General features: G+C 38.4%; 15 protein-coding genes. 8 read left to right on the top strand and 7 right to left on the bottom strand.

The window, feature by feature from the left end:
- Positions 1 to 38: 38 nt before the first annotated feature.
- On the bottom strand, positions 39 to 473 hold the full coding sequence (locus I6F54_RS07760; RefSeq protein WP_007586798.1) for an ATP-binding protein: 435 nt from the start codon (positions 471 to 473) through the stop codon (positions 39 to 41).
- Positions 474 to 770: 297 nt separating this feature from the next.
- On the opposite strand from I6F54_RS07760, the gene asnS reads away from it, so the two are divergent.
- Positions 771 to 2,168: an asparagine--tRNA ligase gene (gene asnS / locus I6F54_RS07755; protein WP_010552735.1), complete on the top strand. Its 1,398-nt coding sequence runs from the start codon at positions 771 to 773 to the stop codon at positions 2,166 to 2,168.
- Positions 2,169 to 2,308: 140 nt separating this feature from the next.
- Here the strand turns inward: asnS and I6F54_RS07750 are convergent, their stop codons facing one another.
- Both I6F54_RS07750 and I6F54_RS07745 read right to left on the bottom strand, forming a co-directional pair.
- On the bottom strand, positions 2,309 to 3,235 hold the full coding sequence (locus I6F54_RS07750) for an electron transfer flavoprotein subunit alpha/FixB family protein (protein ID WP_197140597.1): 927 nt from the start codon (positions 3,233 to 3,235) through the stop codon (positions 2,309 to 2,311).
- A complete protein-coding gene (locus I6F54_RS07745; protein ID WP_165728683.1) occupies positions 3,236 to 3,985 on the bottom strand; it encodes an electron transfer flavoprotein subunit beta/FixA family protein in 750 nt (249 codons plus the stop codon).
- Between the two features lie 221 nt (positions 3,986 to 4,206).
- Between I6F54_RS07745 and I6F54_RS07740 the strand changes: the two genes are divergently transcribed.
- The 6 genes from I6F54_RS07740 (at position 4,207) to I6F54_RS07715 (ending at position 11,406) form a co-directional block, all read left to right on the top strand.
- A complete protein-coding gene (locus I6F54_RS07740) occupies positions 4,207 to 5,853 on the top strand; it encodes an electron transfer flavoprotein-ubiquinone oxidoreductase (RefSeq protein WP_165741278.1) in 1,647 nt (548 codons plus the stop codon).
- A gap of 132 nt (positions 5,854 to 5,985) precedes the next feature.
- Positions 5,986 to 6,450 carry an acyl-CoA thioesterase gene (locus tag I6F54_RS07735; RefSeq protein ID WP_007586808.1) on the top strand — a complete coding sequence of 155 codons (465 nt, stop codon included), beginning with the start codon at positions 5,986 to 5,988 and terminating at the stop codon, positions 6,448 to 6,450.
- Positions 6,451 to 6,709: 259 nt separating this feature from the next.
- Complete coding sequence (locus tag I6F54_RS07730; protein WP_007586810.1) at positions 6,710 to 7,279, top strand: outer membrane beta-barrel protein; 570 nt, start codon at positions 6,710 to 6,712, stop codon at positions 7,277 to 7,279.
- 413 nt (positions 7,280 to 7,692) lie between these two features.
- Entirely contained in the window at positions 7,693 to 8,397 is a 705-nt protein-coding gene (tsaA, locus tag I6F54_RS07725) for a tRNA (N6-threonylcarbamoyladenosine(37)-N6)-methyltransferase TrmO (RefSeq protein WP_165741930.1), read from the top strand.
- Between the two features lie 89 nt (positions 8,398 to 8,486).
- The gene (locus tag I6F54_RS07720; protein ID WP_165741928.1) at positions 8,487 to 10,211 is read left to right on the top strand and encodes a proline--tRNA ligase; all 1,725 of its coding nucleotides are present in this window, start codon (positions 8,487 to 8,489) and stop codon (positions 10,209 to 10,211) included.
- Positions 10,212 to 10,572: 361 nt separating this feature from the next.
- Entirely contained in the window at positions 10,573 to 11,406 is an 834-nt protein-coding gene (locus tag I6F54_RS07715; RefSeq protein WP_165741799.1) for a UDP-2,3-diacylglucosamine diphosphatase, read from the top strand.
- A 25-nt stretch (positions 11,407 to 11,431) separates the two neighbouring features.
- Here the strand turns inward: I6F54_RS07715 and I6F54_RS07710 are convergent, their stop codons facing one another.
- The 4 genes from I6F54_RS07710 to I6F54_RS07695 form a co-directional block, all read right to left on the bottom strand.
- Complete coding sequence (locus I6F54_RS07710; protein ID WP_442960970.1) at positions 11,432 to 14,443, bottom strand: ATP-binding protein; 3,012 nt, start codon at positions 14,441 to 14,443, stop codon at positions 11,432 to 11,434.
- 326 nt (positions 14,444 to 14,769) lie between these two features.
- Entirely contained in the window at positions 14,770 to 15,978 is a 1,209-nt protein-coding gene (locus I6F54_RS07705) for an ABC transporter permease (protein WP_008171197.1), read from the bottom strand.
- Complete coding sequence (locus tag I6F54_RS07700) at positions 15,971 to 16,759, bottom strand: ABC transporter ATP-binding protein (RefSeq protein ID WP_007586825.1); 789 nt, start codon at positions 16,757 to 16,759, stop codon at positions 15,971 to 15,973. The genes I6F54_RS07705 and I6F54_RS07700 overlap by 8 nt, the downstream gene beginning before the upstream one ends.
- Positions 16,756 to 17,568: a DUF3025 domain-containing protein gene (locus I6F54_RS07695; RefSeq protein ID WP_165741322.1), complete on the bottom strand. Its 813-nt coding sequence runs from the start codon at positions 17,566 to 17,568 to the stop codon at positions 16,756 to 16,758. Before I6F54_RS07695 ends, I6F54_RS07700 begins: the two co-directional genes overlap by 4 nt.
- Before the next feature lie 113 nt (positions 17,569 to 17,681).
- On the opposite strand from I6F54_RS07695, the gene I6F54_RS07690 reads away from it, so the two are divergent.
- A complete protein-coding gene (locus tag I6F54_RS07690) occupies positions 17,682 to 19,307 on the top strand; it encodes a M28 family metallopeptidase (protein ID WP_165741321.1) in 1,626 nt (541 codons plus the stop codon).
- The last annotated feature ends 41 nt before the right edge of the window (positions 19,308 to 19,348 follow it).

The following is a 19,348-nucleotide window of genomic DNA, read 5'->3' as shown; positions in this document are numbered from 1 at the left end:
ACTCAAAATAATTTAGACGTGCTGTCTAAAATTCAGCACTACCACTCAAACATGTAGGCCATTTTGCTTATGGTTTTAAGCGGGACATTATGCGAGTTACGTTTAGCATATAAGTGCTGCATTGATTTGTCTTTCACTTCACCCACTATCACTTCTTTTACTTGATAACCTAAAGCAACAGCAGCTTGAGTGTAAGCTATAAATTCCCACTTTTTAATATTGGTGTTATCTACAATTACCAATGGCATACCTTGAGCAAGTGCATTTATAAAGCGCGCTAAATTTAAATTATGAAATTGCGACAATTTAAATTTATCGAAATGATATTCGCCCTGCTCATTAATAAAGTAATCATCAGTTGAGCAGATTAGGTATTGGCTTTCGTCAACTCCACCTAATTCGTCAGCAAGGCTTTGCGCGTAGTAAGACTTACCGCTTCCTGGTAGTCCTCGTAAAATAAAAACTTGTTTCATAGCATCGATTTTTTAAGTGTGAATAAATATTAATTTGATTTGTTTGTTAATAATGCCACAAAATCATTAAATTTAAGAGCAACAAATCATAATAGTAGTAATTAAACTCTAAAAACTGTTTAAAAATAAACCGCATGCATAAAAACTTTTAAAGAGTTGCCCACAATAGTTTTTTTATTCAACTTTACTAGGTAAGATACAGGGTTCAAGTGCAGCGCCGTTTATGTGCAATTTATGCCACAGTGCTGCGCACAGTTAAAATAAAATAGTTAGGCAACTTATATCATTGGAGTGAAGATGAGCCATTTAGCGATTTCAGAGCTATTAAAAGGCAATGTTGCGGTAGACAGCCAAGTAACAATTAAGGGCTGGATCCGTACTCGCCGCGATTCAAAAGCAGGAATTTCATTTTTAGCCGTTCATGACGGTTCGTGTTTTGATCCTATTCAAGCGGTAGTTCCTAATTCACTGAATAATTATGATGAAGTTACTAGCTTAACAGCCGGTTGTTCTGTGTCGGTTACTGGTGTTTTAGTACAATCTGCTGGTCAAGGTCAATCTTACGAAATTCAAGCTAATACAGTGACTGTATTAGGTTGGGTAGAAAACCCAGATTCATACCCAATGTCGGCAAAGCGCCACAGCATTGAGTACTTACGTGAGCACGCTCACCTTCGCCCTCGTACAAATATGATTGGCGCGGTAACTCGTGTACGTAACTGTTTAGCACAAGCTATTCACCGTTTTTACCACGAGCAAGGCTTTTACTGGATCAGCACGCCAATTATTACGGCAAGTGACTGTGAAGGTGCTGGCGAAATGTTCCGTGTATCTACGCTTGATATGCAAAACTTACCGCTTACAGACAAAGGCGAAGTTGATTACAGCGAAGATTTCTTCGGTAAAGAAGCATTCCTTACTGTATCTGGCCAGTTAAATGGCGAAACTTACGCGTCTGCAATGTCAAAAATTTACACGTTTGGCCCAACATTCCGTGCAGAGAATTCAAATACATCACGCCACCTTGCAGAATTTTGGATGGTAGAGCCTGAAGTTGCGTTTGCTGATTTAGAAGACATCGCAAAACTTGCTGAAAATATGCTTAAGTATGTGTTTAAAGCCGTACTTGAAGAGCGCCGTGATGACATGGAATTTTTTGCACAACGTGTAGAAAAAACCGCAATTACGCGTTTAGAAGAATTTGTAGAAAAAGACTTCGCGCAGGTAAATTACACTGAAGCAGTAGAGATCCTTAAAAACTGTGGTAAAAAGTTTGAGTACGCTGTTGAATGGGGTGTAGATTTACAGTCTGAGCACGAGCGTTACTTAGCTGAAGAGCACTTTAAAGCACCGGTAGTTATTAAAAACTACCCACGTGATATTAAAGCATTCTACATGCGCCAAAACGAAGACGGTAAGACCGTTGCCGCAATGGACATTGTAGCACCAGGTATTGGTGAGATCATTGGTGGTTCACAACGTGAAGAACGCCTTGATGTACTTGATGCACGCTTAGAAGAAATGGGCTTAAACAAAGAAGATTACAGCTGGTACCGCGATCTACGTAAATACGGTAGCGTGCCGCACTCAGGCTTTGGTTTAGGCTTTGAACGCTTAGTTGCTTATGTAACAGGTATGGGCAACGTACGTGACGTTATTGCCTTCCCTCGTACTAAAGGCAGCGCAACTTACTAATACTAAGTTAGCCGTTTATAAATACTAAAAACCAGCCAATTGGCTGGTTTTTTTGTGTCTTTGATTTACCGAATAAAAAAGCCGCAGCACTCAAAGAGCACCACGGCTTTCAACCAGAATAAATTTTGCTTAATTAAGCGCTATAAAGCACTTTCGATCTGTGGCAGTACTTCAAATAAGTCAGCCACTAACCCGTAATCTGCAACTTGAAAAATAGGTGCGTCAGGGTCTTTATTAATCGCGACAATTACTTTTGAGTCTTTCATACCGGCTAAATGCTGAATAGCACCGCTAATCCCTACTGCAATGTATAAATTAGGCGCTACAATTTTACCTGTTTGCCCTACTTGCATATCGTTAGGTACAAAGCCTGCGTCAACTGCTGCGCGCGACGCACCAATGGCTGCTCCCAATTTGTCGGCAATACCATTAAGTAGTGCAAAGTTTTCACCGTTTTGCATACCGCGACCACCCGATATAACCACAGTGGCAGCCGTAAGTTCAGGTCGTTCAGACTCTGTTTGTTCAACACTTACAAAGCTACTTAATTGCGAATCAGACACTGTATCAATGCTTGTTATAGCAGCAGCTGATTGCTCACCTTGTAAATCAAAGCTACTGGCACGTACGGTAATTACTTTTTTACTGTCGAGTGATTTAACCGTGGCGATTGCATTACCTGCATAAATAGGACGTTTAAATGTATCGGCGTCCACTACTGCGATAATTTCAGAAATTTGTGCAACATCTAATAACGCAGCAACACGTGGCATAAAGTTTTTGCCTGTTGTCGTTGCACTTGCAACAATGTGGCTGTAGGTGTCGCTAAGCGATAAAACTAAATCGGTCATGCTCTCAGCTAACTGATGTTCATAAACACTATTATCGGCAACTAAAACATTAGCTACGCCATCAATGCTGGCCACTTGTGAGCTCATTGCGCTTAGGCTGTTCCCTGCAATAAGCACATCAACAGGAAAACCTATTTTTACTGCAGCGTTAATCGTTTTTGAGGTTTCTGGTTTTAAGGCACCGTTGTCGTGCTCTGCAATTACGAGTGTTTTCATTTAAATCACCTTTGCCTCTGTTTTTAATTTTTCTACAAGCTGTGCAACGTCTTCAACAATAATTCCTGCGGTACGTTTAGCTGGCTCTTCTACACTTATTAATTGAATACGCGGTGTTAAATCAACACCAAGCGAATCAGCTGCTATTACTTCAAGCGGCTTACGTTTGGCTTTCATAATATTTGGCAGTGATGCGTAACGAGGCTCGTTTAAGCGTAAATCAGTTGTAACAACCGCCGGTAAATTAAGTGCTACCGTTTGCAGGCCCCCATCAACTTCGCGGGTCACGTTTACTTTGCCATTTTCAATAACAACCTTGGATGCAAATGTACCCTGCCCACGATTAGTAAGCGCAGCAAGCATTTGACCTGTTTGATTATTATCTGAATCGATTGACTGTTTACCTAAAATTATAAGTTCAGGAGACTCTTGCTCAACAATTTTAGCCAAGAGCTTTGCAATATGGAGTGACTCGAGCTTTTCATCGGTTTCGATGTGAATGGCTTTGTCGGCACCCAGTGCTAATGCTGTGCGTAATTGCTCTTGCGATGCTTTAGGACCAATAGTAACAGCTATAACTTCACTGGCTGTACCAGCTTCTTTAAGGCGAATGGCTTCTTCTATGGCAATTTCACAAAACGGATTCATTGCCATTTTTACGTTAGTTAAATCAACGTCGCTGTTATCACTTTTAACGCGTGCTTTTACGTTGTAATCAATCACTCTTTTTATTGGTACGAGAACTTTCATAGGAACTCCATAATTATTTAAACCTACAAGGTAACGTGCACGTCAACTTATTTATTTTATGAAATTAGACTACTTCCTGTTGACGTAAACGTCAACCTAAAATAACCTTTAACTATTCACAGTCTGTAACGTTTAATTTGCAAGGTTAAAAATAGGCTGTACACCTTATTTAAATGCGTAGTAAACATTCGAATAAGTCCGTCATAGATAAAGAGGTTATTATGGTCGAACGTGAAACCATGGAATTTGATGTAGTAATTGTTGGCGCTGGCCCTGCGGGGCTTTCAAGTGCAATTAAACTCGCGCAACTAGCACAAGAAAAACAACAAGAGTGCATGATTTGCGTAGTCGAAAAAGGTTCTGAAGTGGGTGCACATGTACTCTCTGGTGCTGTTTTTGAAACCAAAGCTTTGGATGAACTGCTACCAAATTGGCAGGAGCTTGGCGCACCGGTTACAACCAAAGTAACCAACGATGAAATTTATTGGTTTAATAACGAGCAAAAAGCGACATCAATCCCCCACTTTGCTACGCCAAAAACATTTCATAATGATGGTAACTACATTGTATCTATGGGTAATGTATGTCGATGGCTAGCAGAGCAAGCTGAAAGCTTAGGCGTAGAGATTTTTCCAGGATTTAGTGCTCACTCTTTAATAATTGAAGATAAAGCAGTAAAAGGGATTATTACTGGCGATATGGGTGTCGACAAAGACGGTAATGAAAAAGACGGTTACATGCCAGGTATGGAGCTTCGTGCAAAATACACCATATTTGCAGAAGGCTGCCGAGGTCATTTAGGTAAGCAGCTAATTAATGAGTTTGCACTTGATGCAGATTCATCGCCGCAGCATTACGGTTTAGGCTTTAAAGAAATTTGGCAAATTGATGAAAGTAAGCATGAGCTTGGCAAAGTTGTTCATGGTACAGGTTGGCCACTTAGCGGCGATACTAATGGTGGTGCATTTATGTATCACAGTGAAAACAACCAAGTTGTTGTTGGATTGATTATTGATTTAAATTACTCGAACCCACATTTAAGCCCGTTCGATGAGTTTCAGCGAATGAAGCACCATCCAGTATTTAAAGACGTACTAGAAGGTGGCGAACGTATTGCTTACGGCGCACGTGCTATTGCTAAAGGTGGCTTGCATTCATTACCAAAAATGCATTTTGCGGGTGGCTTAATTGTTGGTTGTGATGCAGGCACACTTAACTTTGCAAAAATCAAAGGTAATCACACTGCAATGAAATCGGGAATGATTGCCGCTGAGGTTATTTTTGAAGCATTGCAAAATGAGTTGGCAAATACCGATTTAACTCATTATCAAACTGCGTTTGAGAAATCGTGGGCATATAAAGAGTTATATCAATCTCGTAACTTTGGCCCTGCAATGCACAAACTCGGTAAGTTTATAGGGGGTGCGTATAACACGCTTGATCAAAACATTTTTAATGGTGGTTTACCCTTTACGTTTAAAGATAATACGCCCGATCATTCAACCCTTGTTGATGCTAACGCCGCTGACAAAATAGCGTACCCAAAGCCAGATGGACACCTTAGCTTTGATAAACTCTCAAGTGTGTTTTTATCAAATACTAACCACGAAGAATCACAGCCTTGTCATTTAAAGCTCAAAGATGCGTCAATTCCTATTAACGTAAACCTAGTTAAATTTGATGAACCCGCACAACGTTATTGCCCAGCAGGCGTTTACGAAGTACAAGAAATAGGAGGCAATAAAGAGTTTGTTATTAACGCCCAAAACTGTGTGCACTGTAAAACCTGCGATATTAAAGACCCAAGCCAAAACATTACTTGGGTAACCCCAGAAGGTGCTGGTGGGCCAAACTACCCTAATATGTAACTAAATTATGCGTTATATACACATATAATCACTTTTTTTACATATAAATTATAAACATATCCTAAATTGCAGGGGCTTCGGCCCCTTTTTTACGTTATGCTAATAGTAGTTTTAATAATAAGAGTGTTATCTATGCCGTCGTCAAAAGTTGTTTTTCGTTTTTTAGCAGAGCCTACCGATGTTAATTTTGGTGGTAAAGTTCATGGTGGGGCCGTCATGAAATGGATTGACCAAGCAGGCTATGCATGTGCTGCGGGTTGGAGTGGTCACTACTGCGTAACGGTTTCAGTTGCGGGTGTTAAATTTAGACGCCCAATTCTAGTAGGTCAAATAGTCGAAGTAGAAGCTAAAATTGCCCATACGGGTAGAAGTAGTATGCAAATATTTATACAAGTGCGTTGTGGCGATCCAAAAACACAAAATATGGTTGAAACAAATCATTGTGTTATCAGCTTTATTGCTATGGATGAAACGGGCTACCCAATAGAAGTGCCTTCGTTTAAAGCTGTAACAGAAGAAGATATTAAATTAGAAAATTACGCTATAAAAATGAAAGAAATAGCAATTGAAACAGAAAACTTGCTTCATACAGTGTAATTACTAGTTTAAATAAAGTCAGGCTATGTAAAAAACTCATTATACTTTGTAAAAGATACAACTTATTTTAGAGTACTCAATTACACAAAAGTTCACTTTGATTATAAAACACGCTAAACACCGTAAAAACCAATACAAAAGAATTAATTAAGGCGTGTTTTTAATTCATTTTAATATTGGCACGCTCGCTGCAAGTAGATAATTGAAGTTTGATTAATGAAATCAAGCATTTGATTATTTTTTGTAAAGGAGCTATTCAATGATTAAAACACTTTCTCTTTCAGCTATTGCACTAGCAACACTGGGTTTTAACTCTGCAGCACACGCTGACATTTCTGATTTCGATTCTCCACGTATTTATACTGGTATCGGTTACGGTCAATATTCTTTTGAATTTGAAGACAGTGACAACGACACTGACTTTGACGACGATGCACAAATGCTTAAGGGTTACGTTGGTGCACAATTTAACGAGTACTTAAGCTTAGAGCTTGCTTATCAAAACTTTGATGAAGTAAGTGATATAGACAGCAAAGCTGAAATTGATGGCGTATCGCTTGCCGCACGTTTGGGCTACCCTATAACAGAAAGCTTTTCTGTGTATGCAAAAGGCGGTTGGCTTGAATGGGATGCAGATTACACACAAGATTTACCAGTAGGTGGCGTATCAGCGTCTACAGATGGTGGTGATGCATTTTACGGCGCTGGTATTGAATACGCGCTTACAACAAATGTACAGTTTCGTTTAGAGTACGAACGCTATAAACTTGATGACGATATTGACCCAGATATGGATGTAGCGTCTGTATCAGTTCAATACATGTTTTAATTAGTCTTTAGCATGTATAAAAGGTAAGCCCAAGGGCTTACCTTTTTTGTTTTAGGCTCTTTTTAAATATATTAATATAAACCAATCAGTCTAATAAAAAACTTTAAACCGTTTGCTCTATAATGCCAAGTGCATTAAATAGGTGTTCTATTATAGCACTAAGAAAATAGCGCAATAACAAGGCAAAATTATAATATATAGTTGTTATCACTAATTGCTCCCTGCATTGTTCTACCTCCTGCATCCATACAGTCAACTAAGAATAATTTTTAACAAAGTAAGTGCGCTATTTAATGCAGTAGAATAATCATATTTTTAATAAAATTGGTATACGCAATAAACTTGCTTACATTAATGCCATAAATGCTAAATGCGGGTAGAATAGCGCTCTATTTTATTTGTACCCGAGTACTATGAGCGATTACACCATTTCGGCTATTGGCCACATTCAATCTCCTTATAAACAAAAGTTTGCTATACCTAGGCAACCACGTTTAGTGCCACAAGCTAAAGCAAAGCTTATATTTGCCCCCGATTTTAATCGCGAAGAGTTTGTACGTGGTTTAGATGAATTTACTCATATTTGGTTGTTATTTCGTTTTCATGGAACAGCTGATAAAGGTTATTCTGCTATGGTGCGCCCGCCTCGTTTGGGTGGCAATGAGCGAAAAGGTGTATTTGCGACCCGTGCTACATTCAGACCAAACGCAATTGGAATGAGCGCCGTAAAACTTGAAGGTATTGAATATAAAAACGGACAACTTAGCTTATTACTCGCTGGCATTGATTTACTTGATGGCACACCGATTATTGACATAAAACCGTATTTGCCGTATTCAGACTCTATGCCGGATGCAAGTGCTGGCTTTGCTGACACGCGCCCTGAAACACAAATGACGGTTGAATTTAGCCCTCAGGCAATTGAGTTTGTTAATGCCCAAACACAATACCCAGACTTACATGATTTTATAGCCAATGTTTTAAAACAAGATCCTCGCCCTGCTTATAAAAAACAAAAAGAAGAAATGCAAAGCTACGGGATGACTCTCTATGACTTTAATATTCGCTGGCAGGTTAATGATGCACATAACTTAGTAACAAGCATAGAAAAAAACTAAATAACTCACTTAGCGCTTTAGTGTAAAAGCATCCGCTGGTAAACTTAAGCTCTATTAAAAGAATATAATTACTCTATTTCGGAAAAAACATGCGTACAAGCCAATATATACTCGCAACACTTAAAGAAACGCCATCAGATGCTGAAATCGTATCGCATCAGTTAATGCTTAGAGCCGGTATGATCCGTCGCGTCGCTTCGGGTTTATACACTTGGTTACCCTCTGGTTTACGCGTGCTACGTAAAGTAGAAAACATTGTACGTGAAGAGATGGACAAAGCGGGTGCAATTGAAATGCTAATGCCTGTTATTCAACCTGCTGATTTGTGGGAAGAGTCTGGCCGTTGGAATGAATTTGGTCCTGAGCTTATGCGCTTTACAGACCGTCATAACCGTACGTTTGCACTTGGCCCAACACACGAAGAAGTAATAACTGATTTCGTACGTAAAGAAATAAGCAGCTACAAGCAATTACCAGTTACTTTATACCAAGTACAAACTAAAGTACGCGACGAACGTCGTCCTCGCTTTGGTGTAATGCGTGCTCGTGAGTTTACAATGAAAGATGCCTACTCTTTTCACTTAAGTGAAGAGTGTTTAGATGCGACTTATCAAGCGATGCACAAAGCATATTGTAATATTTTTGAGCGTTTAGGCCTTGATTACCGCCCTGTTATAGCCGATACAGGCTCTATTGGTGGTAGCGTATCGCACGAGTTTCATGTACTTGCTGAGTCGGGCGAAGATGCAATCGCGTTTAGTGATGGCAGTGATTACGCCGCTAATATTGAAAAAGCAGAAGCACTGGCACCAAGCGAGCCTCGCCCTGAAGCATCAAAAGAGCTTAAAGCGTTTCCAACTCCTGACGCTAAAACGATTAACGAGCTTAAAAAACACTACGGTGTTAAGCCACATCGCGGTGTTAAAACGTTAATTGTTTATGGTACGCCTGATGAAAACGAAGTACGCGGTTTAGTAGCTTTAGTACTGCGTGGCGATCACGAATTAAATGAACTAAAAGCTGAAAAGCACCCATTAGTAGACTCTCCGCTTGAAATGGCAACAGAGGCAGATATTGTTGCTGCTATTGGCGCAAAACCTGGCTCATTAGGTCCTGTCGGCTTATCAATGCCTATTATTGTTGATAGAGCAGCTAACATACTTGCTGATTTTGTTGCCGGTGCAAATAAAGACGACGAGCATTACAGCGGTATTAACTGGGATCGTGACGTAACTGATTACGAAGTTGCTGATATTCGTAATATTGTTGAAGGCGATATGAGCCCATGTGGCCAAGGCGTTTTACAAATTAAACGTGGTATTGAAGTAGGTCATATTTTTCAACTTGGCACTAAATACTCAGAAGCGATGAAAGCGGGTGTATTAAACGAAGGTGGTAAAAACCAAACCATGACTATGGGTTGTTACGGTATTGGTGTTTCACGTATTGTTGCTGCTGCTATTGAGCAGAACAACGATCAATACGGGATCATTTGGCCAAAATCAATCGCGCCATTCGATTTAGCAATTGTTCCAATGAACATGCACAAATCGCATCGTATTCCTGATATTGCAAATAACCTTTACCAAGGTTTAAAAGATGCAGGTCTTGATGTGTTATTTGATGACCGTAAAGAGCGCCCTGGTGTTATGTTTAACGATATGGAACTCATTGGTGTGCCATTTACGCTAGTAATTGGTGAGCGTAACCTTGACGAAAACAAAATTGAGCTTAAAAACCGCCGTACAGGTGAAAAGCTAATGATTGATATCGATACAGCAATTGATGCAATTAAAGCAGCCGTTAAAGGTTAAGCTAAAAATACTTATAAGTAATTTTAAAACCGCTTTTTAAAAGCGGTTTTTTTATATCTAAATTTTACATGTGTCATTTAGCTTTAGTATTACTGTCGTATAATTGTCATTTTTATTCCCTAAAGTATTTAACCTGAACTCTGGATAATAAATCTATCTCGAGCAGCTATTTTCAGCGCTAACTGCGTTGAATTTACTTGCAATAGGCTCGCTATTGACGCGTAAATTCGCCTTGTTTTCACTGAAAATCTCTGGCTAGAGAAAATAAATTTAAATATCACCATGATTCAATACCTTAGTAAATCTCTTAACCAGAGTTCAGGTTATTTAACTATTACACTCGATACTTTAGGGAATGAAAATGAGTAATGGCGCAAACACTAAGAAGCAACACTACCCTGCTATTTGGATATCTGATGTTCATTTAGGTTACAAAGACTGTAAAGCAGATTACTTACTCGATTTTTTAAACTCGGTAGAATCCGACACACTTTATTTAGTGGGTGATATTATTGATTTATGGTCAATGAAACGTCAGTTTTATTGGCACCCTTCGCATTATCAAGTATTAAACTCTATACAAAAAAAAGCAGCTAGCGGTACACGCGTCATTTATATTCCCGGTAATCATGACGAAACGTTTAGAAACTATATAAATCAAACGTTATTTGGTATTGAAATCCACCAGCAATTTATTCACACCACTAAAGCTAATAAACGTTTTTTACTCGTACACGGTGATGACTTTGATTCCGCGACACGCTATAACAAACTTATTAGTATCGCAGGTGATGCAGGGTACGACTTTTTATTATTTTTAAACCGCTGGACCAATCGTATTCGAAAGCTATTTGGTGGTAATTACTACTCGCTTGCATCATGGATAAAAGCTCGCGTACACAAAGCACGTGAAGCAATTAAAGCCTTCGAAGATGCCGCAATTCATGAAGCTAAAAAGCAAAACGTAGACGGTATTATTTGTGGACACATTCATCATCCCAAAATAAAAGTAGATGACGGAATTATGTATTGTAACGATGGAGACTGGATTGAGAGTTGTACGGCGCTGGTAGAGCAGCAAGATGGAAAAATTGAATTACTACATTGGTCAGACACACAAACCGTACTCGATAGCGCCGACATAACAAGGTTAAATATATCAACGGATGCTAAACCAAAAAAATCAGCTGCATAAGCAGCTGATTCTCATCTAATAACGATTAACTTAGCCAGGTGATTAACTTATCTTTCAGCGTTCTTGGTTTGATTGGTTTAGTAATATAGTCGTTCATGCCTGCAGTTAAACAACGTTCTCTATCACCTTCCATTGCGCTTGCTGTCATAGCAATAATAGGTATGTAAGTGTAGTCTACCCCGGCCTTACTATTTCTGATTTCACTTGTTGTATCGTAGCCATTTAAATTAGGCATTTGGCAATCCATTAAAATAACATCAAAAGCTTGCTCTGTGTTTTCTCTCAATGCTTCTAATGCTTCTACACCGTCTGATGCACAGGTGATTTTTACTTTAGTGCGTTTTAAAATCGCCTTAGCAACTTCAATATTAATCATATTATCGTCTACTAATAATATATGATAAGCAGACAAATCAGGCTCTACTTGTTCTTCTGTTAAGCCTTTTGGTGGCGCTATAATACAATCATTACTGGCACCAAATAAGCTGGCTAACTTATAGCTAAATTGATCTTGGGTAAGCGGTTTATTTAGAATGTGGCTACCCTCAGGTAATATCATTTTAGTCGGTTTATCGGTCACCATGTCGCGTAAAATTAAGACGTACTTTTTATTAAACTGCTTACAGTAATCAATTAACGCATCAATTTGAGGATGCTCATCGTCAATCAATAATAAGTCAGCTTCAAACTCTTTATGCTCACTAAAGTAGTCGAGTCTTACAATGTTTTCTGCATTTACTTTACAGGTTAGTAGCAATAAATCGCACACGTTTTTATAAACGTTATCGCGCGCTATTAATGCCGCTACGTTAATACTTGTAGCAAGCTCAATACCTGTGTTTAATTTTTTCTCTTGTGCTACATGTAGCTCAACTGTTGCGGTAAAGGTACTACCAGCACCCTTTTCACTTATAACCGTAATATTACCACCCATTAACTGAGCAAGTTTTTTACATATAGATAAGCCTAAGCCTGTACCACCAAAATGGCGGGTTGTACTTGAATCTTCTTGTGTAAACACTTCAAATAGTTTGTCTATGTTCTCTGGCGCTATACCAATTCCCGTGTCTTTTATTGTAAAGCTCATTAATAACTTTGAGTCGGTAATGTACTTAGAGCCGACAGTTAAACTTACTTCACCTCGGTGAGTAAATTTAAATGCATTATTAACTAAGTTAATTAAAATTTGTTTAAGTCGATGGCTGTCGCCAATAACCATTCTATCTACTACATCTTTTGTATCTAAAAACACTTCAAGACCTTTGCGCTGGCCCTGTAACGCTAAAGAGCTAATCATATCGCTACATACTGTAACAACATCAAATGTATGATTATCAATATCAAGCTTACCCGCTTCTATTTTAGAAAAATCGAGAATATCGTTAATCAAATTCATCAGAGAGTTAGCACTACTATTAGCTAATTTTAAGTAATGGTATTGTTGTTCACTTAAGCCATCTTCTTTGAGCATTTCAAGCATACCCAAAACGCCATTCATCGGTGTGCGTATTTCGTGAGATATATTTGCTACAAAGTCACTTTTTGCTTGGCTCGCTGCTAATGCTTGATCAATTGCTCGCTCTAGCTCAACAGTCCTTTGTGATACTTTTAGCTCTAAAGTACTGTTTAAGCCTTCAAGCTCTGATTGAGTATTTTTTAATGAGCTAATATTTCTTAAAATAGCCGCTACCTGATAACGGTTATTGTAGACATCAAAAATACTACTGAGTGTAATTGAAAAGTATTGTTTGTTGCCATAACCATCTGTGTAGATAGCTTCAAACGGCATTTTTGATCCGTTTGAAATAGTCTCTTCTATACAGTTATTATCGGCTTCATTTAAGTTAAATAAAGAAACAAAGTCAGGGCTAGTGCCTGAGATTGAATTACCGAAAACCTCTTTAGCTGTATTATTAAAGTGAACAATTTCGCCGTTTTGCTCAATTGTAAAAATAGCATCCAAAGAATTTTCTATTACTTTATTGTTTTGCTCTTTTAGAGAATTAATTAACAACTTACGGTTTATAAAACGTTGGTATAAAAAGGCAATAACTAAAAATACGCTAAAGAATACCACTAGCATTGCAATAAAGTTTTGACGCCTTTCGTTCACCTTTGCAAACAACGTTTTAGTATCAACACTTACACCAAGCTCTAAAGGTAACATCGCAATATCACCATCAAACGAAATACGTTTTTTTAACGTGTAAGCAATTGGGTAATTACTTAGCGGTAAAGTGCCTTGCTCTGCCATTGTGCTTGCAGTGGAAAATTCTTCAGTCCATGTTTTTGCTTTATTAAATTCAAAACCGAAGCGTAATTGAGAGTTTGGATGATATAAAAATTCACCTTCATTATTCATTAGGTAAATTTGTGTTCCTTGTGGAGATTCAACCGTTAAACTTTTTATTAATTTATCAGCAAAGTAGTTAGTGACTAATATTGCAAAAATTTTATTTTTTTCATCAAAAACAGGCTTAGCTACACGAAAAGTACTTATATAAGGTTCTTGTATCTGCCCATTTTCACGGTTGTAGTTAATTGGAGAAATATAAACACTTTTATTATCGAGCATACTCGCTTTTATCATGTAATCGCGTTGGCCTTTCTTTTGTAATTGCAGACCTTGCAGTCGATTAATTTCTCCGAGTTGGTTTCTATCAACCCTGACAACTTCTTGCCCACCATCTGCGAGAATAATATAGCGAGCCTGAAGTATGCTGTCGTCTGTGCGCATAAAACCACTAAAAATACTCGCTAAGCGCTCTTCCCAAACGTCGATGTGCGTGCCTAACAAGGGATCTATTTTCTTGTTTTCAGTGGCGCGAGTAATGCCTTTAATCGGGGGCGTTGCGTCTAAAAAGCGAATAGCGGTAACACTATCTTTAAGATGGTTTTTTAGTGAAAGGCTTTTTGTTTCAAGCTCACGTTTTAATTCTATTTGGGCTGAATTATAAACATCACTTCTTACTTTTTGGTCAAACAAATACAGAGATGGTAAAGCTATAAGAACAAATATTATTGTTGCAACGAGCATTAGTCTATTATTTTTTGTCACATTCAAAAAATTATTCTTTTTCAACATTTACCTTCACCATAAATTTTTATTGTTATTAGTATAGAGCATTAACGAAAGAATTGGACCACCTAACTAATCGGTTATCGTTATAATTTTTATAATAAAAAGACTAAATCATTAGTTTTATTTAGAGCACTCTCTCTATATGAATTATAAATGAATGAGAGTACCCATATCGACTCACGCAGCTTATAAAATAGTTTTTTCAAGCAATCATTCCTTTAAAATATAAAAGGTAGCCAATGCTACCTTTTATATATTTTTAGAGTGCTAAATCTATATTATTATCTAAACAGCACATCTTCTCTGTTAAACCATTTAACGCAAAATGCCAGTAGTCCGGCTGCAATGATTGCAGTTGCTAAAAATATTAAGCCTACAAATGTGTAATCAACAGTCCCTTTTACTATTTCTTTAATTGCTAAAGCCACGTTTGTAACAGGAATGAATGCTGTTTTAGCAGTAAGCTCCATATTTGGCATTATTGAAATAATAATAGGGAAAAACACGCCCATACTTAAGGGGGCCATATAGTTTTGTGCTTCTTTAAACGTACGTGCATAAATAGATATAGCCAGTGCCAAAGCCGAAAATATAGCAGCCACAGGCAGTAGCAATACAAATATCATCAGTAAATCGGTTACCGCTAATGTACTAAATGCCGCTTTAATAAAATCTAGATCGGCAAATGCTAACGCCAGTGCTATCCAGCAGCCCATACTTAAGACCGTTATGGTTGTGGAGGCAATGGATGTAGTTAACAAAGTTATAAATTTACCAAGCACCAGCTCTGTACGCGTAATAGGTGTAAGTAGGAGTGTTTCTAGCGTGCCGCGTTCTTTTTCGCCAGCGCCTAAATCAATAGCGGGATAAGTAGCCCCCATTAGTACTAATGGTATAAGTAAGTAAGGTAAAAAACCGCCAATTTTTTCGCCAAGGTTTTCACGTTTATCGGCTGTATCCACCTTAATTACTTCAATTGGGTTAAGAATAGATTTTTGAACAGACTCTTCAATACCAAAACTGATTAGCTTTTGAGTTTGCAGTACGTCACTGTATTCTTTTGCTAGCTCTTTGACGCGTTCGAATAAAAAGTTAATAGATTTTGAATCGTTAAAAACAACCTGCCACTGACTTTGTTCACCATTATCTAGTGTTTGCTCAGCATGGCTTGGTAAATAAATACCCATATCAATATCGCCAGCTATAACACCAGCTTTAAGCTCTTCAATGTTATTAAAGGTTTTAGCCCCTTTATAAAGCTCAAAACTTTTGTGATAAAACACTTTATCAGTAAATTCTTGTGCATATTCACCATTAATAATGGCATACGTATTTACTTTTTGTTCTGCGTCCATTGCTGCTTGTGAGCTTATAAATGCCATTACGGCAAACAATAACGGAAATATAGCGACAGGAAGCGCAACAACAAATAATAGCGTTTTTTTGTCGCGTAATAACTCTCTTAATTCCTTTTTAAATACCTCAAACATCATGTTTCTCCGTTAATATGTTCATAAACGCTTGATTAAGCTCATCACTATTACCTGCTTGTTTAAATTCATCTACTGTTCCGTCAAAGCAGCTAATACCTTCGTTAATTACAGCTACTCGGTCACATAAAAGTGCAACTTCATCTAAATGATGGGTAGAAAAAATAACAGGAGTACCTTGCGCCTTTAAACCCTTAATAAATTGAATAACGGTTTGCGTGGTCATTATATCGAGACCCGTTGTTGGCTCATCAAGCACAACAACTGCTGGGCGATGCACAACAGCACGCGCTATATTTGCTTTTTGCTTCATACCTGTTGATAGGTTTTCTGCGCGTTTATCTACAAACTTATGCATATCAAGCAATGTAAATAGCTCATCACAACGCGATGCAATATCGCTTTTGCTCATACCGTGGAGCTTTGCAAAATACTCTATGTTTTCTTTTACAGTTAAGCGGCCATACAAACCGGTAGAGCCCGATAAAAAACCGATAGACTTACGCCCCAGTAGCGGTTTTTTTACAATGTCGTTTCCGGCAATTGTTATTGAGCCTTCATCGGGCTTTAACGCGGTTGAAATCATTCTAAGTGTAGTTGTTTTACCCGCACCATTTGGGCCTAGCAATCCAAGTACTTCACCCTTTGCGCAGCTAAAACTCACATCTCGTACTGAGTGAAAATAATCTTTATCTTCACGAGGGTCGATGTCGTCTATTTTATTTTTTTTGTGATCTTTAGTTAGCTTAAATTTCTTTTTAAGCCCAGCAACTTCTATCATGTTCGTATCCTTCGTTTCGCTCTAAAATAATCTGTATTGTTGTAAAAAGAGTCGTCTTTGTTTTCGTCATGCCAGCCTGGCACACCTAATAAAGGCAGTGGTGAAAGCTGTTTGTTATCGGCTAAGCAGTTATCTGTATTAATCATCTCATAAAGGGCTTGGTCTAGGTACTGATATTGAGTAACTAAATCTTTACAAAATATTTCATCCGGTACACAAACAAACAATGCTTTACCCGTTAAACCTATATAAGGTTTGGTGAGCATTTCATAATTAGCATGGCCAAACATAAAAGGTTTTATTGTTTTACCCCACTCATGTTTGTGTTCAACAAATGCTGTTTTCCATTGATGATCGCAAAGCCACTGCTGCCATTTACTCTCACTTATAGCTAATACAACACCACATTCATCAAAGAGCGTTAATGCATTACGATGTTTGGTACGCTGTTGTAATCCATGTTCAGCTATATCTTGTACATGCCGCTGGTTTATAAGTGCTTTAGTTTTAGGAAATAAACACCAAATAAAGCCACCAAATAAGTCATGCCAGTTCTCACTGCGTGTAGGTACAACACCCGTTTCAAAAATAACTTGTTCGTAATAACGATCGCCAAAATCTACCTTTGCATCATCTTCAAAAGTAATAGGAATATTATTCGCATTAATAGCGGTTAAAAATGGAGAAAACCACTGCGGCGCCGGCCAATCTGTTAGTTCGTTAACTTTAAACAGCTCACGTAAATGCGCAAATGCACCTGTTTCTAAACTACTGATTTGCCACTGCTCGGGGGGAGTAAAACGCTTCATTTAAACCTTTAACAATTTATGCCTATAATTTACGAGAAGTTTACCGCAAAAACTGGTTCTACTTAATAGAAGTTAATATACTAATCACAACTTAAAACAAAAAAAGAGCTGACATGAAACATTATTTCTCTCTCACACTCCTCGCTACCGCTGTTTTAGCAGGTTGCGCAACAACAAGTATTACACCTACTGATGTAACAAATGGTTATAACAGTATCCAAGCTGATGAACTGGCTAAACATGTAAAAGTACTTGCATCGGACGAATTTGGTGGTCGTGCTCCTTCATCACCAGGCGAAAAGCTAACGCTTGATTATTTAACTGCGCAGTTTAAAGCTTTAGGTTTAAAACCAGGTAATGGCGACAGTTACTTACAAGAAGTGCCATTAGTTTCTTTAGAAGCTGATTCGAACATGGTGCTTAGTATTGGCGGTAAAGACTACCAATACAAAAAAGACATGGTTATGGGTAGCAGTCGGATAAGTGCTCAAGAAAGCATAGAAAACTCTGAACTTGTATTTGTGGGCTACGGCGTTAATGCACCTGAATACAATTGGAATGATTACGAAGGTTTAAACGTTAAGGGCAAAACGGTTGTAATGCTGGTTAACGATCCGGGTTTTGCAACAAAAGACCCTGCTTTATTTACTGGCGACGCGATGACCTATTATGGGCGTTGGACATATAAATACGAAGAAGCGAGTCGCCGTGGTGCCGCAGGTGCAATTATCATTCATGAAACAGCACCTGCATCTTATCCGTGGTCGGTTGTTGAAAACTCGTGGAGCGGCGAGCAGTTTGGTTTTCAAAAAGAAAACAACAACATGGACCGTGTAGCTGTTGAAGGCTGGGTTACAACTGACGTAGCAAAAGAGCTCTTTACTAAAGCAGGTTTAGATTTTGATACCGTTAAAACGAATGCTGCCAAAGGTGCTTACCATGTTGATATGGGCGATTTAACTGCTTCTGTTACTATTAAAAACACGATTAAAAAATCGGTGTCATATAACTTTATCGCCACTTTACCTGGTAGTGAAAAACCAGATGAGCATGTTATTTACTCAGCTCATTGGGATCACTTAGGCACAGATAAAACACGTAAAGGCGATCAAATTTATAACGGTGCTCACGATAATGCAACGGGTACAGCGGGTCTTATTGAAGTAGCTGAAGCTTTTACTAAATTACCTAAGCATCCTAGCCGCTCGATGACCTTTTTAGCGGTAACTGCTGAAGAGCAAGGCTTATTAGGGTCTAAATACTATGCGGCAAATCCTGTGATTGCAGCGAATAAAACAGTCGCTAACATAAACATGGATAGCTTAAATTTATTAGGCAAAGTAAAAGACATGAATGTGGTTGGTATTGGTAAATCACAAATGGATGAGTTTTTAGAAACTGCGGCTAAAGAGCAAGGCAGAACAATATCAGGTGATCCTAAACCATCATCGGGTGGCTACTACCGCTCTGATCACTTTGCATTTGCAAACATGGGCATTCCGGCCATGTACGCAGGTGGCGGCACAGTGGCTGCTGATGAAGAAACGGCTAATTACCGTAAACGTATGAGTTTAGTACTTCGCGGTTGTTACCATCAACCATGTGACCGTTACCGTGATGAATGGGATTTATCGGGTGCTGTTCAAGACTTACAATTATTTTATAAGGTAGGTTTCGATATTTCTGAAACAGAACAGTGGCCAACGTGGAATACAAACTCTGAATTTCAGCGTAAGTAGCCCAATTTAATCACAGCCTTTAATTCAAATTTAAACTAACT

This window comes from Pseudoalteromonas sp. SWXJZ10B (genome assembly GCF_015864475.1).
In the GTDB taxonomy this organism is placed as follows: Bacteria; Pseudomonadota; Gammaproteobacteria; order Enterobacterales; family Alteromonadaceae; genus Pseudoalteromonas; species Pseudoalteromonas arctica.
This window is presented reverse-complemented; position numbering and strand designations above follow the sequence as displayed.

Excerpts from the sequence above, each read along its gene's own strand:
- I6F54_RS07745 (WP_165728683.1), bottom strand. The coding sequence starts at position 3,985 with ATGAAAGTTCTCGTACCAATAAAAAGAGTGATTGATTACAACGTAAAA.
- I6F54_RS07760 (WP_007586798.1), bottom strand. The coding sequence starts at position 473 with ATGAAACAAGTTTTTATTTTACGAGGACTACCAGGAAGCGGTAAGTCT.
- I6F54_RS07735 (WP_007586808.1), top strand. The coding sequence starts at position 5,986 with ATGCCGTCGTCAAAAGTTGTTTTTCGTTTTTTAGCAGAGCCTACCGAT.
- I6F54_RS07700 (WP_007586825.1), bottom strand. The coding sequence starts at position 16,759 with ATGATAGAAGTTGCTGGGCTTAAAAAGAAATTTAAGCTAACTAAAGAT.
- I6F54_RS07715 (WP_165741799.1), top strand. The coding sequence starts at position 10,573 with ATGAGTAATGGCGCAAACACTAAGAAGCAACACTACCCTGCTATTTGG.
- I6F54_RS07705 (WP_008171197.1), bottom strand. The coding sequence starts at position 15,978 with ATGTTTGAGGTATTTAAAAAGGAATTAAGAGAGTTATTACGCGACAAA.
- I6F54_RS07695 (WP_165741322.1), bottom strand. The coding sequence starts at position 17,568 with ATGAAGCGTTTTACTCCCCCCGAGCAGTGGCAAATCAGTAGTTTAGAA.
- I6F54_RS07730 (WP_007586810.1), top strand. The coding sequence starts at position 6,710 with ATGATTAAAACACTTTCTCTTTCAGCTATTGCACTAGCAACACTGGGT.
- asnS (WP_010552735.1), top strand. The coding sequence starts at position 771 with ATGAGCCATTTAGCGATTTCAGAGCTATTAAAAGGCAATGTTGCGGTA.
- I6F54_RS07690 (WP_165741321.1), top strand. The coding sequence starts at position 17,682 with ATGAAACATTATTTCTCTCTCACACTCCTCGCTACCGCTGTTTTAGCA.
- I6F54_RS07710 (WP_442960970.1), bottom strand. The coding sequence starts at position 14,443 with ATGCTCGTTGCAACAATAATATTTGTTCTTATAGCTTTACCATCTCTG.
- I6F54_RS07740 (WP_165741278.1), top strand. The coding sequence starts at position 4,207 with ATGGTCGAACGTGAAACCATGGAATTTGATGTAGTAATTGTTGGCGCT.
- tsaA (WP_165741930.1), top strand. The coding sequence starts at position 7,693 with ATGAGCGATTACACCATTTCGGCTATTGGCCACATTCAATCTCCTTAT.
- I6F54_RS07720 (WP_165741928.1), top strand. The coding sequence starts at position 8,487 with ATGCGTACAAGCCAATATATACTCGCAACACTTAAAGAAACGCCATCA.
- I6F54_RS07750 (WP_197140597.1), bottom strand. The coding sequence starts at position 3,235 with ATGAAAACACTCGTAATTGCAGAGCACGACAACGGTGCCTTAAAACCA.